Annotated in this window: 18 protein-coding genes and 1 pseudogene; 9 read left to right on the plus strand and 10 right to left on the minus strand. The window is 44.3% G+C overall.

What is annotated here, in order from left to right:
* Positions 1 to 523: 523 nt before the first annotated feature.
* Positions 524 to 2,023: an OmpA family protein gene (locus tag Q4519_RS19545; RefSeq protein WP_303515256.1), complete on the minus strand. Its 1,500-nt coding sequence runs from the start codon at positions 2,021 to 2,023 to the stop codon at positions 524 to 526.
* Positions 2,024 to 2,288: 265 nt separating this feature from the next.
* Between Q4519_RS19545 and Q4519_RS19550 the strand changes: the two genes are divergently transcribed.
* Both Q4519_RS19550 and Q4519_RS19555 read left to right on the plus strand, forming a co-directional pair.
* On the plus strand, positions 2,289 to 3,788 hold the full coding sequence (locus Q4519_RS19550) for an OmpA family protein (protein WP_303515258.1): 1,500 nt from the start codon (positions 2,289 to 2,291) through the stop codon (positions 3,786 to 3,788).
* A gap of 71 nt (positions 3,789 to 3,859) precedes the next feature.
* Positions 3,860 to 4,141, plus strand: a complete 282-nt coding sequence (locus tag Q4519_RS19555) for a putative quinol monooxygenase (protein WP_303515261.1) — start codon at positions 3,860 to 3,862, stop codon at positions 4,139 to 4,141.
* 38 nt (positions 4,142 to 4,179) lie between these two features.
* On the opposite strand, the gene fghA is transcribed toward Q4519_RS19555, so the two are convergent.
* The 3 genes from fghA to Q4519_RS19570 all read right to left on the minus strand — a co-directional run bounded on the left by fghA (position 4,180) and on the right by Q4519_RS19570 (position 7,307).
* The gene (fghA, locus tag Q4519_RS19560) at positions 4,180 to 5,043 is read right to left on the minus strand and encodes an S-formylglutathione hydrolase (RefSeq protein WP_303515263.1); all 864 of its coding nucleotides are present in this window, start codon (positions 5,041 to 5,043) and stop codon (positions 4,180 to 4,182) included.
* A 73-nt stretch (positions 5,044 to 5,116) separates the two neighbouring features.
* On the minus strand, positions 5,117 to 6,247 hold the full coding sequence (locus Q4519_RS19565) for an S-(hydroxymethyl)glutathione dehydrogenase/class III alcohol dehydrogenase (protein ID WP_232800105.1): 1,131 nt from the start codon (positions 6,245 to 6,247) through the stop codon (positions 5,117 to 5,119).
* A 157-nt stretch (positions 6,248 to 6,404) separates the two neighbouring features.
* Positions 6,405 to 7,307, minus strand: coding sequence for a LysR family transcriptional regulator (locus Q4519_RS19570; RefSeq protein WP_232800106.1), 903 nt, complete (start codon positions 7,305 to 7,307; stop codon positions 6,405 to 6,407).
* A 148-nt stretch (positions 7,308 to 7,455) separates the two neighbouring features.
* On the opposite strand from Q4519_RS19570, the gene Q4519_RS19575 reads away from it, so the two are divergent.
* The gene (locus Q4519_RS19575; protein WP_303515268.1) at positions 7,456 to 8,442 is read left to right on the plus strand and encodes a Gfo/Idh/MocA family protein; all 987 of its coding nucleotides are present in this window, start codon (positions 7,456 to 7,458) and stop codon (positions 8,440 to 8,442) included.
* A 259-nt stretch (positions 8,443 to 8,701) separates the two neighbouring features.
* Here the strand turns inward: Q4519_RS19575 and Q4519_RS19580 are convergent, their stop codons facing one another.
* The gene (locus Q4519_RS19580; RefSeq protein WP_303515270.1) at positions 8,702 to 9,688 is read right to left on the minus strand and encodes a Gfo/Idh/MocA family protein; all 987 of its coding nucleotides are present in this window, start codon (positions 9,686 to 9,688) and stop codon (positions 8,702 to 8,704) included.
* Entirely contained in the window at positions 9,688 to 10,293 is a 606-nt protein-coding gene (locus Q4519_RS19585; RefSeq protein WP_303515273.1) for a TetR/AcrR family transcriptional regulator, read from the minus strand. The genes Q4519_RS19580 and Q4519_RS19585 overlap by 1 nt, the downstream gene beginning before the upstream one ends.
* Positions 10,294 to 10,401: 108 nt before the next feature.
* Here Q4519_RS19585 and Q4519_RS19590 point away from each other — a divergent pair, with 108 nt between their 5' ends.
* The gene (locus tag Q4519_RS19590; RefSeq protein ID WP_303515276.1) at positions 10,402 to 10,875 is read left to right on the plus strand and encodes an HPP family protein; all 474 of its coding nucleotides are present in this window, start codon (positions 10,402 to 10,404) and stop codon (positions 10,873 to 10,875) included.
* An 83-nt stretch (positions 10,876 to 10,958) separates the two neighbouring features.
* Positions 10,959 to 11,585, plus strand: a complete 627-nt coding sequence (locus tag Q4519_RS19595; protein ID WP_232800111.1) for a LysE family translocator — start codon at positions 10,959 to 10,961, stop codon at positions 11,583 to 11,585.
* Between the two features lie 228 nt (positions 11,586 to 11,813).
* Here Q4519_RS19595 and Q4519_RS19600 read toward each other — a convergent pair whose 3' ends face one another.
* A complete protein-coding gene (locus Q4519_RS19600; RefSeq protein ID WP_303515280.1) occupies positions 11,814 to 14,708 on the minus strand; it encodes a M6 family metalloprotease domain-containing protein in 2,895 nt (964 codons plus the stop codon).
* Positions 14,709 to 15,049: 341 nt separating this feature from the next.
* Between Q4519_RS19600 and Q4519_RS19605 the strand changes: the two genes are divergently transcribed.
* Positions 15,050 to 15,397 (plus strand): Fis family transcriptional regulator, encoded by a 348-nt coding sequence (locus tag Q4519_RS19605; RefSeq protein ID WP_303515283.1) that lies wholly within the window; start codon positions 15,050 to 15,052, stop codon positions 15,395 to 15,397.
* A 78-nt stretch (positions 15,398 to 15,475) separates the two neighbouring features.
* On the opposite strand, the gene Q4519_RS19610 is transcribed toward Q4519_RS19605, so the two are convergent.
* Positions 15,476 to 15,958: an NYN domain-containing protein gene (locus tag Q4519_RS19610; RefSeq protein ID WP_303515285.1), complete on the minus strand. Its 483-nt coding sequence runs from the start codon at positions 15,956 to 15,958 to the stop codon at positions 15,476 to 15,478.
* A gap of 331 nt (positions 15,959 to 16,289) precedes the next feature.
* Here Q4519_RS19610 and focA point away from each other — a divergent pair, with 331 nt between their 5' ends.
* The gene (focA, locus tag Q4519_RS19615) at positions 16,290 to 17,807 is read left to right on the plus strand and encodes a formate transporter FocA (protein WP_336623454.1); all 1,518 of its coding nucleotides are present in this window, start codon (positions 16,290 to 16,292) and stop codon (positions 17,805 to 17,807) included.
* A 51-nt stretch (positions 17,808 to 17,858) separates the two neighbouring features.
* Here the strand turns inward: focA and Q4519_RS19620 are convergent.
* A pseudogene (locus tag Q4519_RS19620) lies at positions 17,859 to 17,990 on the minus strand (LysR family transcriptional regulator); the annotation flags it as partial.
* Positions 17,991 to 18,021: 31 nt separating this feature from the next.
* Positions 18,022 to 18,936: a LysR substrate-binding domain-containing protein gene (locus tag Q4519_RS19625; protein WP_303515287.1), complete on the minus strand. Its 915-nt coding sequence runs from the start codon at positions 18,934 to 18,936 to the stop codon at positions 18,022 to 18,024.
* Positions 18,937 to 19,326: 390 nt separating this feature from the next.
* Between Q4519_RS19625 and rlmF the strand changes: the two genes are divergently transcribed.
* Positions 19,327 to 20,376, plus strand: a complete 1,050-nt coding sequence (gene rlmF / locus Q4519_RS19630; protein ID WP_303515292.1) for a 23S rRNA (adenine(1618)-N(6))-methyltransferase RlmF — start codon at positions 19,327 to 19,329, stop codon at positions 20,374 to 20,376.
* Positions 20,377 to 20,430: 54 nt separating this feature from the next.
* Complete coding sequence (locus Q4519_RS19635; protein ID WP_303515295.1) at positions 20,431 to 21,777, plus strand: sodium:alanine symporter family protein; 1,347 nt, start codon at positions 20,431 to 20,433, stop codon at positions 21,775 to 21,777.
* Positions 21,778 to 21,785 lie beyond the last annotated feature (8 nt).

Here is a 21,785-nt window from a genome sequence, read left to right on the forward strand (position 1 = left end):
TCAGGCTCATATCATTTCCTTAATCTATTGACGTTATTGTCTCAAAATTAAGTGTCCGATGGGATTAGACCAGAACAGCATTAGGATATTGTTGATAAATATTAATTTTCATTATAAAGACCTATTTTGACGATTTTAGTATATTTATCTACATACAAACTGCAATGTAGCCCCCATGAGCAAGCGGGAGATAATGTTGAGTAACCAAGCTGAGCTCACTGCATTAATTGTGTTTAAATGCCGTGTTGAACGAAGCCGTTGCGCTCTAGAGTGTGACCGACCTTTTATATTACATATGATACTCAAGTTATCCCCTCATTTTGATGGTGCTTGCTGGAGTCATCTCATGAACACAACCGATAACAAAACCAATAAACAGCTTTGTCTATCTGCTGGCGCAATAAATACAAAAAACAATGCCTTTTAAGTGGATTGTCAGCGCTAGAAAACAAGCAACCTACCGTGATGTATCCGGCTTGCATGCCATTAACGAAAAGGTAGGCTGCGCAACTTGCCGACGTGATTAAATCGCCAGTGGTGACTTCAGAACCAGTTCTACTCGGCGATTTTTTTGCATGTTGCTATCGCTGTCATTCGCTGCTTTGGGCGCGACTGGGCCAACGCCGACAGGGTGTAACCGCGAGGGTTTTATCTGGTAGTTTTGTGTCAGCACTTTCACCACTTCTGCCGCGCGTTTTTGTGCCAGGCCTTGGTTATAGTCAAATGCCCCTTTATTGTCAGTGTGCCCAACCACGTACAAGGTAATTTGATCTTGTTTTTTTAGAAAATCGGCTATCTCGTTTAGCTGTGGTGTTGAGCTTTCTTTAATGGTGTGTTTATTAAAATCAAATTCTATCCCATACAAAGAAACACTGCCTTTAGCGGCAATTTCTTTCGTTAAGCTATCGCTATCAATATTGAGATCGGCTTGGCTTACTGCTTTTTCTTCAATGATGTCAGCAACAAATTCAACTTCGTATTTACCACTGGTTTGAAAGCTATACATTGAGGCATAAATTTTACCTTGGGGTGTTTGTTTCTCTGCCGTGAACAGGTAATAGTGACTTTTTTTACCCATGTTGTAGATGTCAGACTTATGATTTTTGGCAAACACAGTATTTTTCAAGTTGTCACGTAGCAGCATATTGCCACAGGTGGCTGCCGAGCACTCAAAAATGATTTGAAAGTCATTGTCTAATAAGGCATTCATATAATTTTTGTGTACTGCGTAGGGACCAACACGTTTATCGATTCGGTAGTTTAGTGTTGTCACTTTACCTTCCACGGTTTTCGTCGGGATCTTCTTCTTGTAAGGTCCGGTAATTAACGGGTAAGGTTCAAAATCATTGCGACTAGACCAAACAAGATAACTGCCGGGAAAACGTGTCAGCATGGGGTGGTCTACCGCACCATTTGCATCTTTTTCAGCGGGTTTAAGCTGTGAAAAATCCATCGGTTTAATAGTAAAGTTATTATCTACCTTTACTCCTGCACTTGGCATTGGCGTGCTAGAGATCTGCTCATAGGCGAGTAATAACTCGTCTTTATAGCCTTGTTTTGCGAAAACAATAACAGCCTCTTGCTGGTCTGCGCTGCCTTTAACGGCAGTTAAATAGCCAAATTGATTTTTGTTTGCGCTGGTATAACCAACTTTGTATAAACCTTCATATCGGAAGTTATCATCAATTTTGGCTCGATAGGGTTTGGTACTGCATTGCTCTGTGCATTCAAGGTTAATTTGGTAGCCCGCAGCTGTCAGTTCTGCTTTCACTTCGCTTAGCCAATGGCGATAGTGCAGGCCATGTTTTCCGTCTATTTCTTGCACATATGAGGCGTAAGCCCCACTGAGGGTGGTATAGTTTTTGCCCGAGCTATCGGCGTGTATCTCAACGGGCACATAAGAATACTGTGTTGTTGCCAGTGATGTGCCAAGCTCGTGTTTGGCAATAACAAATTGGCCATTATTGGCTAAGGCTAAGCCGCTGACACTAGATAGAAGCAGAGCCGAAACTATATTGCGCATAAAAAAATCCTCATCAATGCATAGTTGGCTTGGTAGGTTATCTATTTGATTTATATATGTCGAGATGCGAATCAGTATTGTTACGTATTTATTTTTGATAAAGTTTGAAAATAAAGGGCAGACGCTTGTCATTCTTTGAGCAAGCTTAGGTTGTGCAGATTTGGTGCTTTTTTGTTTAATGAAATTTGTCTTTTTGTTGTTTTATTTATATCTCAAGGGTTTAATACCTTGATTAACTTCGCGTAGACCAAGTTTAAGGAAGAGAATGAAGAATTTATGGCTATTTGCCTTCTTACTAACGATCAGTTGCCATGGCTTTGCCACCGAGGTGAAATACATTATCCCTCCCCATGAACAAGGTGAAATAGAAAATCAGATTTATTTTGAGTATGCACCAATGGACATTCTTGATAACGCCAGCGGTGAGAGCATGCAAACCTTGCTAGGGACATACCATAGTTATAATCAAACAATAGACGGTGACGTTGGTATTCATTATGCAGCATGGTTACAAGAAGCGAAATCTAAGCTCACTGCCGCAGGTTATCAAATTCTGTTTTATTGTGATAAAGACTGTGAGGCATGGAAGTACAAAGAAATGACCGACAAAGGCTTTCGTAAAGAAGTCAACCAATATGCTTATTGCTGCTCCAGTAGCAATAAAGACATAGCTTACCTTACCGCAACTAAGCAGCAAGCTGAGCAAACCTACGCTATTTCATTGTTCGCTAACGGCAAAGACGATGATTTACATATCGCCTACGAACAGCTAGTTACCCGTGATGAGCCGACCTCACATGTTTCGGTCGATCAAGGGTTTAAAATCGAACCATTGGATTTTTCAAGCTTTGAGGTACCAGAGCCAGACGAAGAAAATACCGCCGACCACCCGTTGTTAAGTCGTTTTCCCGGCAGTTATTTAGTGGCATCAAGCCGCAGTGATTTTGAGCTTTACCCTCTTATTACGGGCATAATGAAAGATGATAAAATCCCTAATAAAATGGTTGAGGGCAAGGTAACGACATTAAACTACCGTATCGATAAACAAGTGGGCACTTATGCTACTCACAAAAACTATCTAAATGCGTTACAAGCAGCAGGGTTTACAGTGATTACAGAGTGCCCCGCTAAAACCTGCGGTAACGAGTTACTTTGGCATAACTACAGTGATACCGTATTTAAATCTCGTCATCACACCAACTTCCAGAACTTAAAATCCCGTTCCAATTACTATTTCTTTTCCGCAGAAAAGTCGACCCCAGAAGGTAAAATATATCTTTCAATGGTCAGTGCCCAACTTTTCAATACCCATCCGGTTGAGCTGGTGGTTGATATCATAGAAGAAAAATCCATTAGCCAAGCAAACTTAAATATTAACAGTGATAGTTTGATCAAGGCCATTGCCGCACAAGGTAAAGTGGCCTTGTATGGCATTGAATTTGATTTTGACCAACACACCATTAAACCAAGCTCAACTCAGCAGTTAACTGAAATTGCTAATTTTTTGAATGAAAAACCGGAAGTGGCGTTATACGTCGTAGGTCATACGGATAACAAAGGCTCATACGAGTACAACCAAGACCTTGCCGAAAAGCGGGCAACTGAGGTGGTGAATACTTTGGTATCGCAATTTAAAATTGCAGCATCGCGCCTACAACCTGTTGGCGTAGGGCCTGTTGCACCTAAAGCAGCCAATGATACTGACGGCAGTCGCCAGCAAAACAGACGAGTTGAGCTGGTATTAAAAGCGCCGCTGTTTTTGTAGTTGGGTTTTATCGTTCTGCTTTGAATACCATGAGTATCTTGCGGTTGCTTGGGTGTAAATAAGGAGGACTCATGTCGAAAGTGGTATTGCGAGGATATATTTTAGTGCCAACGGCTGATCTTGATGCGGTTAAGCAAGCACTGCCAACACATCAAAGGCTGACTCAGGCTGAAGCTGGGTGCTTGGCATTTGATGTGAAGCAGTGCGCTGAGAGCCCATTAAGGTTTTATGTTTATGAAGTGTTTATCGATAGTGCTTCGTTTGATGCCCATCAAGCAAGAGCCGCTGGTTCGGATTGGGCTAACGTATCAGCCAATGCAGAGCGGCATTATGAAGTTTTCCGGTGCGAGTAGCTCAGCGCTTAACACTACAGAACACGTAATCGTATTTTTTATGCTAAATACTTAGCATGAAACGCTAAGTGCTCATCAATAAAGCTCGAGATAAAAAAGTAGCTGTGATCATATCCTGGCTGCATTCTTAATCTGAGATCACTACCTGATATGGCGGCGGCGTCGACTAAGCTTTGCGGATTAAGTTGCTCGGCTAAAAAGTTATCAGCGTCACCTTGGTCAACTAATATCGACAGCTCGGTTTTATTGGCCTTGAGTAATGCCGCTGCATCATATTCCAGCCAGCTTGCTTTATCCTCCCCTAAGTAATGACTAAAGGCTTTCTGTCCCCAAGGGCAATTGCTTGGATGACAGATAGGGCTAAAGGCTGATACTGAGGTGTAGCGCTGCGGATTTTTCAGGGCAATGGTTAAGGCGCCGTGTCCGCCCATGCTGTGACCTGAAATGGCGCGCTGTGTGGTGACGGGAAAATGGGCTTCAATCAATGGGGGTAGCTCATGCACTATGTAATCATACATTTGGTAATGACGCTGCCACGGCGCTTGCGTGGCGTTGAGGTAAAACCCCGCGCCTAAGCCTAAGTCATAAGCGCCATCGGGTGCATCTGGCACCTCATCACCGCGCGGGCTAGTATCAGGTGCGACGATCGCCATGCCAAGCTGGGCGGCCATTTTAAAGGCGCCGGCTTTTTGCATAAAATTCTCATCGCTGCAGGTGAGCCCTGATAGCCAGTACAATACCGGTACTTTATTAGCTGCACTGGCATTGGGCGGCAAGAAAATGGCAAAGCGCATGTTACATGCGGTGGTACTGGCTGGGTGTTGATATTGCTGATGCCAGCCTCCCGCGACTTTGGCTTGGCTTAATTGCGTTAGCTGAGTTGATGGGGCGTTTGAGCTCATGATGTCCTCTTTTTATGATGCTGACCCGAAATAACAACGGGTCAGCGTTTATTTGACAATTAGCAAAGTGCAGCTATTTAGCAAAGTGCACCACTGAGCGAATACTTTCGCCTTTGTGCATTAAGTCAAAGGCATCGTTAATTTGCTCCAGTGCCATGGTGTGGGTGATAAAGTCGTTAAGGGCAAATTCACCAGCAAGGTAGCGCTCGACTAATTCCGGTAGCTCTGAGCGTCCTTTAACGCCGCCAAAAGCGGTACCGCGCCATACTCGACCCGTTACCAGTTGAAATGGACGAGTGGAAATTTCTTGTCCCGCACCCGCCACGCCAATGATCACTGACTCGCCCCAACCTTTATGACAACACTCAAGAGCCGAGCGCATTACATCCACATTACCAATACATTCAAATGAATATTCGACGCCGCCGTCGGTCATTTCAACAATGACTTCTTGAATCGGCTTGTCGAATTTGTTCGGATTAATGCAGTCGGTTGCGCCTAATTGTTTGGCTAACTCAAATTTACTTTCGTTGATATCGACGCCAATAATACGATTAGCTCCGGCCATTTTTGCGCCGATGATGGCAGATAAGCCGATGCCGCCTAAACCAAAGATTGCCACGTTATCGCCGGGCGCTACTTTGGCAGTGTTGAGTACCGCACCCATGCCAGTTGTGACGCCGCAACCTAACAAACACACTTCTTCTAATGGCGCTTTTTTACTGACTTTAGCCAGTGAAATTTCCGGTAACACAGTGTATTCAGAGAAGGTTGAGCAGCCCATGTAATGAAAAATGGGCTGGCCGTCTTTGTAAAAGCGGGTGGTGCCGTCGGGCATTAAGCCTTTACCTTGAGTTTCGCGCACGGCGCTGCATAAATTGGTTTTACCAGATTTACAAAATTTACATTCGCCACATTCAGCAGTGTATAGCGGAATGACATGATCGCCGACCGCGACACTGGTGACGCCTTCACCAATTTGTTCAACAATACCGCCGCCTTCGTGGCCTAAAATCGCAGGAAATACACCTTCAGGATCATCGCCGGAAAGGGTAAAGGCATCGGTATGACAAACACCGGTCGCGACAATGCGCACTAATACTTCGCCTTTGCGCGGCAGCATGACATCCACTTCTTCAACACTAAGAGGCTGGTTTGGTCCCCATGCGATAGCCGCTTTGGATTTGATAAATTGGTCACTCATGGTGGCTCCTATTAAAATATATGGATTGCTAACAGTTTGGATACTTTATTACTCGCTAGCAAGATCAATCAAGCTAAGCGTTTTCTATTCTATTGTTATCGTGACGCGCTTTGGTTTGCTCTAGTTAGTTATTTTGATCCCTATTGTGCGATGAAATTTAATTGTCAACGACTAAATGCTCAGTTACATAATCAATAAATACTCGCACTTTACTTGGTTGATGTTGCTTAGATGCGTAATAAATCATAATCGGCGTCCCTGTCGCGGGAAAATCCGCTAACACCTCCACTAACGCACCAGATTGCAACTCATCTTGTACCAACCATCGGCTTAATAAAGTCACACCTAAGCCCTCTAGAGCAAGCTTACTGGTCAATTCAATGTTAGTCACTGATAAGGCAGGATCGCCATGAATAACAATGAGCTTATTATCCGGCGTATTAAACTGCCAAGGCACAATGCGATAAGTTGTTGGTGAACGGTAACAAACACGCGCTAAGGTGTTTAATTCGCTAGGGTGCGCTGGCATACCATGTTTGGTGATAAATGCAGGCGAAGCGACCGCGACTAAACTCAGTGGGCATAATCGACGAGCAATCATGGTTGAATCAGAAGGTAAGGAATTGCCAATCGCGACATCTATGCCTTCTTTGATCATGTCCACCACTTTATCTTCAAACCTCAGATCCAACTGCACATCGGGATAAGCACGGCAAAACCCTGCAATCAAAGGCAAAAGATGCTGACGACCAAATCCATACGGCACACTTACTCTTAATAGGCCATTAGGGTGCATTTGTGCTGGTGAGTGCTGAGTTAATACCGAATCCAGCTGCTCAAGTAAAGGCGCAACCTGCTGATAAAATCGCTGCCCCTCATCGGTTAAGGAAAGGGCATGAGTTGTTCGATGAAATAGACGCTGTGCTAACTGCTGTTCTAAGTTACCTATGCTCTTGCTCACTGCCGCAGGCGTGACGCCCATTTTTCGCGCCGCTTTGGAAAAATTTAACGTTTCACATACGGTTAAAAATACAGGCAAAAAACGTGCTAAAGCGAGCATCTTCTTCTCCGTCTAATTTGTTGTTGCAAGTCATTAACTCACACTGGCTGATACTATTAGTTGAAACTGTTTGCACCAATTAGATACTAGAAGTTACAGCTTGTTCAAGTAGCATATTAACTAACGTTAATAATCAGGTTAGTAAATTATGAACAAAATCAATTGGGGCATCATAGGCACAGGTAACATCGCGCATCAATTTGCAAGTGCACTGGTCACATTGAGCGACGCTAAGTTATATGCCGTGACATCTCGACAACAAGCGACTGCAGTAAGCTTTGCTCAAGAATTTAACATTGAGCATTCATATGATGAGCTGAGTAGTATGTTAGCAGAGGCAGACTTAGATGTGGTTTATATTGCGACTCCCCATCCCCAGCATTATGAACAGGCCAAAGCATGTATTTTGGCTGGTAAATCGGTACTTTGTGAAAAGCCAATGACTTTAAATAAAGTACAATCTTGTGAGTTGGTTGCGCTTGCTAAGCAGCATCAGGTGTTCTTAATGGAAGCCATGATGATCCCTATGTTTCCTGCGATCCAAGCTTTACAAGACTTAATTGCCCGTGGTGACATTGGCACATTAAAGAGTATCCATGCAGGAATGGGCTTTAACTCACCACGAGATTGGCAAAGCCGCGTGTTTAACCCTGAGTTAGCCGGTGGCGCATTGCTTGATGTTGGTATTTATCCACTCACTTTTGCCCATATTTTAGCGAACGACAGCTTAACCGACATTAGCAGTCAAGTAGAGAAAGCTGAAACGGGCGTGGATCTGCAATCAGTTGTTAACTTAGGCTACCAATCTGGGGTTATTGCTAGCTTAAGCAACAGCATTGGCCATTTTATCCCTTGTGTGGCGACGGTTATGGGCGATAAAGCCATGGTGGAAATTCCACATTTTAGCTACGCGCCAACCGAGTTAATCATCAAGGACCAAATGGGCAACATCACTAACACCTTGTCATTTGATAACTCACAAGGCGCTTATTGCCTTGAAGCGCAGCATGTGCATCATTGCTTACGTAACGGCTTGCTTGAAAGCCCATTAGTTCCCCACCAACAAACCTTGGCCATACTTGAAATGATGGATACCTTGAGAGCACAGTGGCAGCTTATTTACCCAGGTGAATAAGAGCGGGTTAAATTCATGCTTAGTGATCGCAAGACGGGCAATTTGAAACACTAACAATCACACTCTGGCCACAAACATTTAATAGAAGGGGGCAGATAAACGGCTAAAACGAGCAAAAGCAAGTATTTAATCTCGGCAGTATCCATGGCCATGTTGTCCTAAATACTTGCTTCCCTTGGTTGTTATCGTCTCGATATGTTGGGTTGTTTTTCGCTATGAATAGATTTCACCCATGGGTTAATTATGGCATTTACACCCTTTATTCATCTGGGTAGGTAAGTTGCCACTGCGCTCTTAGTGTATCCATCATTTCTAGCACCGCTAAGGTTTGCTGGTGAGGAACCAAGGGACTTTCCTGTAAGCCAGCGCGTAAGCATTCATTAACGTGTTTCGCTTCAAGGTAGTAGCTACTGCGTTCGGTGGTACAATTAATTACTTCGAGCTGTTCACCCATTTGATCCCTGATGATGACTTGGCTAGGGCCAAAGCTGAAATTGACTACTTCCGCCCATGTTTTATCACCAAAGACACAAGCCGTACAAGGTAAGTAGTGGCCTACGCTGCAAGATAAGTTAGCAATGATGCCAGAGTCATAGTTCAAGGCGATACTCGATTGTAAGTCGACGCCTGTGACCGCTTTTTCCACTTGGCTTTGCATTGAGAGCGGAGCTGATTGAGTGATCATATAAGCGAAAGTAAGGGGGTAGATGCCGATATCTAACAGTGCTCCGCCTGCTAATTCAGGGTTAAATATTCTACTGCTCCAATCTCTTGGTGCGTTAAAGCCCATGCTGGCTTGAATACCTCTCACTTCGCCTAACGTGCCTTGTTCAATCAGGTGTTTTAACTCGGCGATAGCTGGAAATAGGGGGATCAACATGGCTTCCATCAAAAACAAACCTTGCTGGCGAGCTAGGACAACTAATTCTTCAGCTTGTTTTTTATTTAATGTCATCGGCTTTTCACACAACACCGACTTACCCGCTAATAGGCAAGCTTTGGCTTGTGCGAAGTGTTGGGGGTGAGGTGTTGCGATATAGACTACATCCAGCTCAGGCAGCGCTAGCATTGCATCTAATGTGTCAAAAGGGTGTGCAATAGCAAACTCATCAGCAAATTTTTTGGCAGAACTATGTTGGCGAGAGGTCACGGTAAGTAATGTTGTACCATCAAGCTGTTGCAATGCGCTGGCAAATTGGTGGGCGATGTTTCCGGTGCCGATGATACCCCATTGAATATTTGTCATTACTTGTCCTTGGTTGCTTGGCTGGCGAAATAGTTATTTATGATAGTGACGCACTTTTGTGCACTTTGTAAATCTTGATCCACTTGAGCAGAGACGATGGCCCCTTCTTTTAGCAGGTAAACTAAATTTAAAAGTGGCTCATCTGCATTAGATAAATGTTGCTGAATAAGTTGGCGTATTTTGTGTTTATGTGCTTTGCAATAGTGAGCTGCCTGAGGGTATTGTCCGTCACACTCTGCCGAACTATTAATAAAAAAGCAGCCGCGAAATGGACTAAGCTCAGGAACTTGATTATTAAACCAAGCCGTTAAGGCATTGAATAGCCCGATAACCACTTGCTGGTTTTTTGCGTGGGGATTGAGAGCATCAGGTAAGTTTTGCCGAACGTTAGTTAATTCCTTGGTTAACCAAGTGACAAAACGCTGATCCCGCGCTTCGAGTGCAGCCATTACTAACTCTTCTTTACTCGAAAAATGATTGTAGAGGGTTTTTTTTGCAACCCCTGACACTTTTAGTATTTCATTAATACCCACTGAGTTGATGCCTTGCTGATAGAACAAGGTGAGTCCAGTTTCGATTAACAATTGCCGTTTGTCATTAGCCATGCCGTCACTCCTGTATTGACTAAAATATGTTGACACAGGGAGACTGAGTTGTCTACTATTTGCTTGTAGACAAAGTTGTCTACTTTTTTTAATGGGAAGGATGATGTTATGGGACATATTAGCGTGTCATTATTGGCTGGGTTCGGTGCCTTTGTGGCGATAGGCTTACTTTCATTGGCTGATAGTTTAGCTGCGCATGGGGTTGGTTTTCAGGGACTTTGGTTAATGGCACCACTGGGAGCAACGGCAGTATTGGTTTTTGGTGTGCCAGCAAGTCCGTTAGCGCAGCCAAAAAACGTGATCTTCGGTCATTTGATCACCGCGACTATCGGAGTGGTGTTTACGCTGTATATCGGGGTGACTCCGTTAACTTTAGCGTTAGCAACAGGCTTGGCTGTGTCAGCAATGTTAGTCACTAAAACTACTCATCCACCAGCGGGGGCGAATCCTATTTTAATCATGTTAACGGGGCAGACTTGGTGGTTTTTGGTTTCACCTGTGTTAACCGGAGCCGTGACGCTAGTATTAGTTGGTTGGTTGATGAGAAAGTTGCAACGGCGTTTTGTAAGTTTAACTCACTGATGCATGCTAGCTACTAGAAAGGTGTATTATTATCTGGTAGCTTATTGAAATATCAATGAAATAAATAATAGTCGGAGTATGTTGTGGATTTGATCCAAGGTTTGTTATTAATCACCTCAATTCATTTGTTGGCGGCGGCTTCGCCTGGACCAGACTTTGTTCTAGTGTCACAGCAAACTCTCAGCCATGGTAAAAAAGCCGGCTTACTTTGCAGCATTGGTATTGCTCTTGGTCTTTCTATACATATTTTGTATTCGGCGTTTGGGTTGGCTGCGATTATTGCCAATTCAGCCAGCTTGCTGTGGATGATTAAAATTTTGGGTGGCGGTTATTTATTCTATTTAGGAATAAAAGGGTTGATGGCGAAGCCAGTTGATTTGTCTGCTACTGATGCACCTGTGGCACCCGCTCGCTCAGGCTTAAAAACCATAGGCATGGGGTTTTTATGTAATGCGTTAAACCCTAAAGCGCCGATTTATTTTGTTTCACTTTTCACAGTGGTGTTATCGCCTGATATGCCAATATCACAAATCGCGATTTATGGTGTGTGGATGATGGTGATCCAAATGGCATGGTTTTCGGCCGTGGTTGGTTTACTATCGCGTCCAGCTATTAACTTGAAGTTTAAAAAGCTAGGTCACTGGGTAGATCGCGTTTTAGGCGGAGCCATGATTGCATTAGGAATTAAGATCATAACCACGAGAAGTTAATCTACTTAAACAGTTAAATAAGTGCTTCAATCTGATAATAAAAAAGCAGCTATTGGGCTGCTTTTTTATTAATCAATGTTTGATATCCAAGCGCAAAGCGTATGGAGATAGACACCCAAACAATATCAAGAAGCAAAGTTCAGCGTTATTTTTTGGTCTTGTTTGGGTCTATTCACCGTGTTGTTGCAGGAAAAATATACTGTTTTGCTTATCCAGAACTCGGGCTAATTAGGCTGAGCGCTGACGTAAGCGGTAGACAATGAGCCCACCTAATAAGCTAAATAGGCCCAATGAACCACCACCGCCGCCTGAGCTTGATGGTACAATTTCACCTTGTTTACTCTCATTAGATGGCTCAGCGGTGGCAATCGGCGTTAACGTTGTTGCTGGTACAACAGACGGCTCGGGCGTAGGCTCTGATGTTGGTGCCAGCGTTGGCTTTGGCCCTAGAATGACAACTTGCACTTGGGCAACACCCACGGCGCCATTGCTATCAGTAATTTCATAACTGAAGCTGTCATTGAGCTCTGTGCCTACTGTGAGTGGCTTGCTCAATTGACTGTTAAATTCAATTTGCGAACCAATCACTTGAGCTTGGCCATGTTGCGGCGCACTGACAATGCGAGTGATGACTAAGTTATCGCCATCGACATCACTATCGTTGTCTAGCACATCCAATTTTCGCTGACTATTTTCTTGCTGTTGATAACTATCATTGTTTGCCATGGGAGCATCATTTATGCCATTGATTTCTAATTTCACTGAGGCTTCATTTGAGCTAATCCCATTGCTTAGTTCAACCTGATAAGTAAACGTATCAATGCCGTTGAGATTTTCTCTTGCTTGATAGATACCGGTGATTGGATCAAAGCTACCTTTACTCGGCGGTGTTAACACACGCAGTTCACGCTGTGGATAGCCAATTTGAATGAAGTCATTGCTTAACAAATCTAAGGTTAAGCTGGTATCTTCATCTAGTTGGTAACTATCGTCACGCGCCTCAACAAAACTGCTGGAGTTCGCTTCGAGTAATGCGGCAAAAGGTACAGTTGCAAATGGATGCTGGGCAAGGTTGCCGTTGTTTAATTCCGCTGAGCGACCAATCCAGTTTGTTGGCAAGGTGTATAGGCGATGGGTGTAGTTATTTGCATATACGGGGGTGAGCTCTAATTCACCGTTGGTCACTTCTAATACTAGAATACTCTTACCTGCAGGTAGGTTAAACGGCGCTTCGAGCATTTGTCGTCCATTGGCGGAGTTTACTTGCCCTTGCCAAATTAACTCTTCAGCTTGGCCTGTAAGATCAAGATAATAAGGCGTGTTGGCATAAGGGTAGCGGCTTAGTTTAACTTCGAGTGGTTGGGTTGAAGTCGCTATGGTGTAATACATAAAGCCCGCTAATTGATTAAATGCTTGATCAGCTTCAACTTCAAATGCGACTGTGTTTAAGCCGTGGTTGCTATATAGGTAATTGCGTTCAAACGAGGTATACCAAGCCGTTTTGTTGCCAGTGCTCTGTTTGTTTAAATTAAAGCGAGCAACATCAGCTGTGCTACTGATGCCATCGAGTATGACATCTGTGCTTAAACCTGTTACTCCGATTAATGAAGGTGCACTAAAGTCACTCACAAAAGTATTATTAGTCGCCCCTGGGTAGATATCACCTGCATCACTGCGACCATTGCGCGAGCTCAGCTGATTGCGATTATCGGCTTGTAGCACTTGTACTTGCATGGGGCTGAAATCATTAAATGGCTGACGTATATCAACACTGGTAATTAATACGCCTTCCGCTGGCAGTGCTTGGTCATAACCTTGTTTACGGCGATTTTCAATGTAAAGCCGTGGGCCTGCGGTTTTAAGGTAAGGGTCAAGGTAGACAATTGCACCACCGTCTAAGGTATTAATTTCCTGAGCACCTGTTGAATTGAGTACACGTGGCGTTAAAAAGCCCGCCGCTTGCTGGCTCCAGGTGGTCATGTTAACTGGGGTATCACCTGGATATAAGTCACCAGGTTTTTGTGCCCAAGAGCCACCGGCCATTAAGCCCCATTCACCAATTGATCCTTGGCCGTAGTAAGAATACAAGTCCGGCAAACCTAGCATCAAATGACCGAGTTCATGCACGATCACGCCTAAGGTTGATTGATGATCATTTTGAAAATCACCAAACAAGCAATATTGATTGATAGTGACGTTATCAAGCGTGGCGTTATCATGTTGCGACTTATGTGGCCAAATAGCTGGCGTGATAGTACTGCCGGACATATCATTACCGGCGAAAATAAACATCACAGAGAGTTCATCTGGTGCGATCTGGCCATCACTGTTGCTATCGTATTGGGCAAGATTGATGTAGGGGTCAAGCTGGGTGTAGGCTTCCTGAAATACTGAGTTAAGTGATTGCGAGCAAAGTGCATCGTCATTACAGTTAGGGTGGCGTTGATTGACGCTGACATTAATCACACCATCATTGGTATCCCCCTCACTTTCCTGCGCAGGCACAACCTTATAGCGGTTAAATGAATTTTTAAGAAAATAGTCGACAGTGCTCTGTCCATTGCTGGCAAAAATACGCTGAGTAAAGTCATGTACCATCACTTGATCGGTAAAGGATACCTGAACCACTAACAGGGGTTGCTCGACTTGAGCGTTACGGTTGGTTGCTGTGCGCGCCTTGATGGCTTGGCGCTGTAGTAAGGTTTCAGTACTGGCTTGCTTTGCTTTAACGCTCTGTTGAAATTGAGCCTTGCTATATTCCGCTTGCTTGAGAGCTTGATGGTTCACTGGTATTGGCAAATTATTCGCGTCAAAGTAAGAGGCTTGAGGCGCATGACTGTTAAAGCTAACTAAGGTATCAGAAATGGCAATTGGACTTAGGGAATCATGCTGGTTGAGCTCAGCATAATACCAGTCATTGTTGCGCTGTGGGTCGCGCATAATCGCCGCGCCATCGGTAGTTTCATACCAATGCAAGCCAAATTGACCGTGTATAGTAACTTGTTGCTGACTGCCGTCAGCAACAGTGATGGTATGGTTGCCTGGTGCTGGTGGCATCGTAGCAAAAGCAGGAGAGGCGCTTGCTAGTAACCCCGCAAGTGATAACAGCTTAATCTTATTCATCAACAACCTATATCCATAAAATAATAACGAATAAGGCGATTTTCTGATAAATAGGATTGAGAAATAAGCACAAAATTGAAAAGCCCATAATACGAGCTCGTTTATGGTTTAAGTGAGCTTTATTTCTCGATACCACTGTTTGGTGAGAGGTAGGGAATCTAAACCAGACTTGAGTCTTGCCAATTCAAAGAAAGCTTATTTGATTAGATTGAGCGGTAGAGTTAGTTGTTGGTGGTAATGATAAATAGACGCTAACCTTGCTATTCATGTATTTTAACTGAGTGTTTATGAGTGTCACTAAATCGGTTCAGATGTGAATGAATTCATATTACGAGGATGTAATGAAAAAATCAGATAAAAAGATAGAGCAACAGATCGTGACAGCATTAACGCAAGTTTGTGACCAAGCGTTAGCCAAGGTGGCTGGTTTTGAATGGTTAACCCATAGTGTTAATTATCAGCAGGTTAGTAGCAGTTTATTGGTGACTTGTGTGTTTTCTGAGCAGGAACAATTGCGCCAGTGTTTAGCTGACGAGCAAGATGCGCTATTTCAGCAATGGATTGTACAAGCTCTAGCAAAACAAGGCATTAAACTAAAGAATGCGAAGAGCCAAGTGCAGTTCGACAGTGAAAGCGCTTGCGCCGAGCAACACGGCGGCAACTGGGGCAAGCGCTTAGCAAAGCAATAGAAGATCCGGGTTAAGTCACGCAAGATAAACCGCCCTTGATCGCTCGCGCTGATGCGAAAGGGCTGCTTAAATCAGCTATTAAAGTAAATCGGCTTCCGTGATGGGGTGAAACACACTGCAAGCCTCAACCAATGAGTTGGCGGTTAAGCTGGGTACGCCGTAGACGTCGGACGTGACGCCATAATCACCGATTTTGTCGAGCAACATATCAAAATCACCATCGCCAGAGAGTAAGATCACCGCGTCCACTTCGCGTGCGGCTTCCATGATATCGATAGTAATCCCCACATCCCAATCGCCTTTGGCAGAGCCATCACTGCGCTGAATATAAGGTTTTAATTTCACCTCAAAGCCGATATGGCGCAATGCACTTTGAAACTTATGCTGACCATCATCACCGCGATGAATGGCATAGGCGGTAGCGGCTACTATGTTGTTTTGCTCGGCTATTTTTTGCCAAAAAGCGCGGTAGTTAAACTGCCGTCCGTAAGCTTCTCGTGTGGTGTAATAGATGTTTTGCACATCGACAAAAATAGCCACTTTACGTTGATTATTATCCAAAAAATAGCGCCTAGGATTGAAATGATTAAAGTCGCTAACCCTACACCAGTTTGACTTACTTGTTAAGGCAAGTCAGTCAGCAATATCCGCCCATCAATATAATTGAACTACTGATTCAAAATTATCAGATTTTATTATCTCTTATCTCGTCCTAATGTGAATGGGTGTTAAGGCTTGACCGCGGTAGACCACATAGTGCCAACGCTGAGCCATCAACATAACCAAGTACGAATAATATCCATGGACCAACAGATGAGAAGGAGTAATAAATGGTTGAAAAAATTAGGGGGACTTTGCCATTGGAAAGGAGTGTTGCCATAGGGAGCCAGCTATGAAAGGAGCGCGGCAATTAATCGTGACACCTGAGCCTATGACCATGTCAGCATTGAATGTAACTCAGTTGAAAACAGTGCCTGAATTAGTTGAACCCCCGCTCAGTATGTTTGAGCAAGGGGCGAAATATGGCCAAGACAAAGCGGTTAAATCACCTTGGCAGTCATTTGGTTTAGCTGTGTTTGCGGGGGCGTTTATTGCTTTGGCATTTGTCTTTTATATCACAGTGACAACCGGCGCCACCGGTGCGCCTTGGGGGCTAATACGCTTAGCTGGCGGCTTAGCTTTTAGTATGGGGCTGATTTTAGTGGTGGTGTGTGGTGGAGAGCTGTTCACTAGCACCGTATTAACCACGATAGCTTGGGCTAAAGGCAGTATTAGCACTAAGCAGTTATTGGCGTGTTGGTCTCGGGTGTATTGCGGCAACTTTATCGGTGCGTCGTTGATATTGGGGTTAGTGATGTGGGGCGGCATGTGGCAACTCAATGGCGCGCAATGGGGTTTAAATGCACTGCACATTGCGCAACATAAGCTGCATCACAGTTGGGGCCAAGCTTTTGCCTTAGGCGTACTTTGTAACTTATTGGTTTGTTTAGGCGTTTGGATGACCTTTAGTAGCAAGGACGCATTAACTAAAAGCGCATTACTGATTTTGCCTGTGGCAATGTTTGTTAGCAGTGGCTTTGAGCACAGTATCGCTAACCTGTTTATGGTGCCGCTGGGCATTGCGATTGAGCACTTTGCTGGCGCCAATTTGTTTGCCGCATTAGGCATTCCTGCCGGGCAATTTAGCGATTTAACCTTTAGTAACTTTATTAGTCACAACTTAGTACCGGTGACCTTGGGCAACATTGTCGGTGGTGGGGTCGTTGTTGGCCTCGGTTACTGGGCCGTTGAAAAAGGCAGCGCGACTAAAGTTAACAATATAAAACAAAATTCAAACTATTCTGAATCTTACGGAGAAGGATCTACCATGAAAACTGCAATCAATAATCTAGTTATTCGCGATGTGATGGACGCTCAACCTGTTACATTGGCGCCAGAAATGAACGTGTACCAAGCCTTAGAATTATTAGCGCAAAGTGATGTCCGTAGCGCGCCAGTGGTGGATCAGCAACAAAGACTGCTTGGCTTTATTTCAGAGCAAGACTTGTTACGTGGCATGTGGTCGGAAGAGTTTAGCGCCGATTTGCAGTTGCAGGTACGTGATTTAATGCAATTTGAAATGCTAACGGTAGCGCCGAGTGATTCAGTAGCGCAGCTGCTAGAACTGATGATCGTCGATAAAGATAAGTTATTTCCGGTGTCAGATAGTGGGATGTACATTGGCAGTAGCTACCAAAGTTATGAAGAGCGCTTGCGTTGTGCTCGTGCGAATCGTCCTAGTGCTTACCCTGTGGTAGAAGGTGGTCGTTTATGTGGCGTGATCCGCCGCAAGCATATGCTTACTAAGTTAGTGCGAACACAAAAGCCTGAAGCTGTTGCAGCTGAAGATGCTGTTACTAGCGCGGCTTAAACGAGAAAATTTAAAAAGTAATTTTAACAACAGCGCCAATTTGGCGCTGTTTCATTTATTAGCCGCTTCTTTCAAGCGGCGTTTAACTAAGCGGCGCGCTTCAGATAGAAAACAGTCTCGTAATGGATTATCTCCGGCGTCGTTGCGCCAAATAAAAGAAAGACTGCGCTTCATGTTTAGCCGTGATTGGTGTTGCTGTATTTAGCACCATCTTTTATTTATTAGTTGCTTCTTTCAAGCGGCGTTTAACTAAGCGGCGCGCTTCAGATAAAAAACAGTCTCGTAATGGATTATCCCCGGCGTCGTTGCGCCAAATAAAAGAAAGACTGCGCTTCATGTTAAGTTGCGGGGTGTTTAGTACGACTAAAGCGCCATCGGCGACGTCTTTCTCGACATCTAAGTAAGGCACACAGCCTAAATAGGGGCCATTTTTCACTAACGTTTTTAATACGGGAATATGTTCGTATTCTTTCCAAACATTAATATTTTCAATTAAGCCATGAACTGCGCCATCAAAAATGCGTCGCGTGCCAGAGCCTTGTTCACGTAACACCCACTTAGCCTGCTCTAATTGCGCGAGGTTAACGGTGCTGTGACGGGCAAAAGGATGGTGCGGAGAAGCGATCACCACTAAGTGATCGTCCATCCAAGTTTCTGAATGAATACGCGAGTCATCATTACGCCCTTCAATAATACCTAGCTCATATTCATAGTTGAGTAAGCCATCAATGACATTTTCGGTATTTTCAACTATCAGCTCTATGCGTAATTCAGGAAAGTCTTCATCAATTTTGCTGATGAGTTGTGGCAACAAATGTTCTGCTGCGGTTTGGCTAGAGCCAAGCTGTATACAGCCACTAATGATGTGTTGTTCATGTAAGCCTAATTCGATTTGCTGGGCATCTTGTAGTAAACGCTTAGCTCTTGGCCTTAACCATTTTCCCCAATGGCTTAAGCTCAAGCGGTTACCTTGGCGAATAAACAGCGGGCGGTCGAGTAAATTCTCAAGTTGCGATAATGACATGCTAACGGCAGATTGAGTCATTGATAGCTTTCTTGCGGCTGCACTGACACTTTCTAAATTGGCTACCGCATCAAAAACGGCCAGTTGTTTGAGAGAATACTTCATGGTTGAGCTTGGGCCTTTTTCATTAGTGCATGGATTTGGGTTGTGAAATTTGGTTGAAATTTAGGCTGAAACAGCCTCTTACAGAGTATCAATAAAATTGATGGTTTGTTTGATGATAATTTTAGAGGCGATATGGTCGGTTCAGCAAGGTAATAATGCCGTCAAAACTTGATATAGATCGGTATTTATTGTGTAAATATCAGGACTTATGTATTGATACCCAATCAACCCGCAGGTGTTTGAAACATGTCTCGTTAAGTAGATTGGTAGATTAGGGTTTTTTACTGCTAATCAGTAGAATAGTTATTTCGTTTTTATGTTGAGTGACCCAGCTGTCAGTTAGGGTCATTTAGCACAATAGTGGTTTTCGATTTAATTAAGTGGTTTTTCATGTCTTCTCACAATGTGCCGCGTCAAGTTCGTTCATCATCTGCTTTAACTGGTAGGTCAAAAAAGGGGGCTAAACAAACTAATAAAGCCTTAATTAAAGGTGCGTTGCACCCTAGAAATCCACATGTTGGCCGTTATGATTTTGCCGCTTTATGTCGTGTTTTGCCGGCACTATCAAGCTTTTTAGTCGCAAACCCCAAGGGGGATAGCACTATTGATTTTAGTAATGAGCAGGCCGTGCTTTGCTTGAATCAAGCTTTATTGGCTCACTACTATCAGGTTCAATTTTGGCAAATACCCGCTGGTTATCTATGCCCGCCGATCCCAGGGCGCGCCGATTACATCCATTACGGCGCAGATTTATTAGCGCGTCTCAATCAAGGCAAAGCGCCAACTGGGAAGAAGATAAAACTGGTGGATATTGGCACAGGAGCAAACTGCATTTACCCCATTGTTGGCAGTCAGAGTTATGGCTGGCCATTTATCGCCAGTGATATTGACCCCATTTCGGTGAAAACGGCGCAGGCGATTGTGCAGTCTAACCCCAACTTAACGGGCTTGATCGATGTGAAGCAGCAAAGCCAATCGGAATATTTTTTCAAAGGCATTATTAAGGCGAAGCAGCCCATTAGTTTGACCGTTTGTAACCCGCCGTTTCATACCTCGTTAGCTGAGGCGCACCAAGGCAGCCAACGTAAATGGCAAAACTTAAATAAAGGTAAAGAAAAGACGACGGGGTCGGGTAACGCACCAACATTAAACTTTGGTGGGCAAAAGGCCGAACTATGGTGTCCCGGTGGTGAGCTGGCATTTTTAAAACGCATGGCCACCGAAAGCGTGGACTTTGCCGAACAAGTTTGTTGGTTTAGCAGCTTAGTGGCGAAAGGTGAACACGTTAGACCACTGAAAAAACACTTACAGCAGCTTAATGTGGCACAGTGTGAAGTGATCCAGATGCAACAAGGACAAAAAATAAGCCGTATTTTAGCGTGGAGTTTTAAAACGGTTGAGCAACAGCAAGCTTGGGCTGCGCAGCATTGGAGTCGTTAGATTAGGGGGTTTTTAAGCACAAAATAATTAAAAAAACGATAACAAGAGGAAAAGATGGAAGGATTGAATGAATTTATCAAGCTAGTCAATGGCTTTGTGTGGGGCACACCAATGTTGGTGATGATCTTAGGGGTAGGGCTATTTTTGTCTTTTGGCCTGAAGTTAATGCCGATTTTAAAACTTGGCGCTGGCTTTAAATTACTTTGGTCTGGCCGCAGCAGTGACCAAACAAAAGCGGGGGAAATAAGCCCCTATAATGCATTAATGACGTCCCTTTCTGCCACGATTGGTACTGGTAACATTGCCGGGGTGGCCACGGCTATTTTTATTGGTGGCCCAGGCGCGTTATTTTGGATGTGGTGCACCGCGTTAGTGGGCATGGCCACTAAGTTTTCTGAAGCGGTTTTGGCAGTGAAATACCGTGAAGTGGATGCTAATGGCCAGCATGTCGGTGGCCCGATGTATTACATTAAAAATGGCTTAGGTAGTAAGTGGACTTGGTTGGGCACCACCTTTGCTGTATTTGGTGCATTTGCTGGTTTTGGTATTGGTAATACGGTGCAGGCAAATTCTATTGCCGATGCGCTCAATAGTAATTTTGGCGTTCCGATGTGGCTTACGGCACTTATTTTAATGGTGCTGGTAGGCGCCGTGCTGATGGGGGGCATCAAACGTATTGCCGATGTGGCTGGTAAATTAGTGCCATTGATGACGGTGTTTTATTTTACTGCTGGGGTGGCGGTTTTAGTTATTAATATTGGTGAAATTCCGGCTGCGTTTGAACTTATTTTACACAGTGCGTTTAATCCTGTAGCGGCGCAAGGTGGCTTTGCTGGGGCGGCGGTATGGGCTGCTATTCGTTTTGGTGTTGCGCGCGGCGTGTTTTCTAATGAAGCTGGCTTAGGCAGTGCGCCGATTGCTCACGCAGCGGCGCAAACCAATAACCCCATAGAGCAAGGTTTAGTGGCAATGTTAGGTACCTTTATCGATACCTTGATCGTGTGCTCTATTACCGGTCTTGCGATCATTGTTACGGGTTCGTGGACTTCGGGCGAAACGGGGGCATCTCTGACTTCCCTTGCGTTTGCTCAGGCCATTCCGTTTGGCAACTATATTGTGGCCATTGCCTTGGCTATTTTTGCCTTCACCACGATTCTCGGCTGGAGTGTGTACAGTGAAAAATGTGTGCAGTATTTATTAGGTGAAAAAGCGGTGATGCCATTTAGGGTGGTATGGACAGCGGTCGTGCCGATAGGTGCGTTGATGTCGCTCGACTTCGTTTGGCTATTGGCTGACACTCTCAATGCGATGATGGCTATTCCGAATCTGATTGCGTTAGCGTTACTTAGCCCGGTGGTATTTGGCTTAACCAAAGCTTACTTCAGCACCAACAAAGGGTAAAAGGAGAG

It is taken from the genome of Motilimonas sp. 1_MG-2023, assembly GCF_030547455.1.
GTDB lineage: Bacteria > Pseudomonadota > Gammaproteobacteria > Enterobacterales > CBDFNC01 > Motilimonas.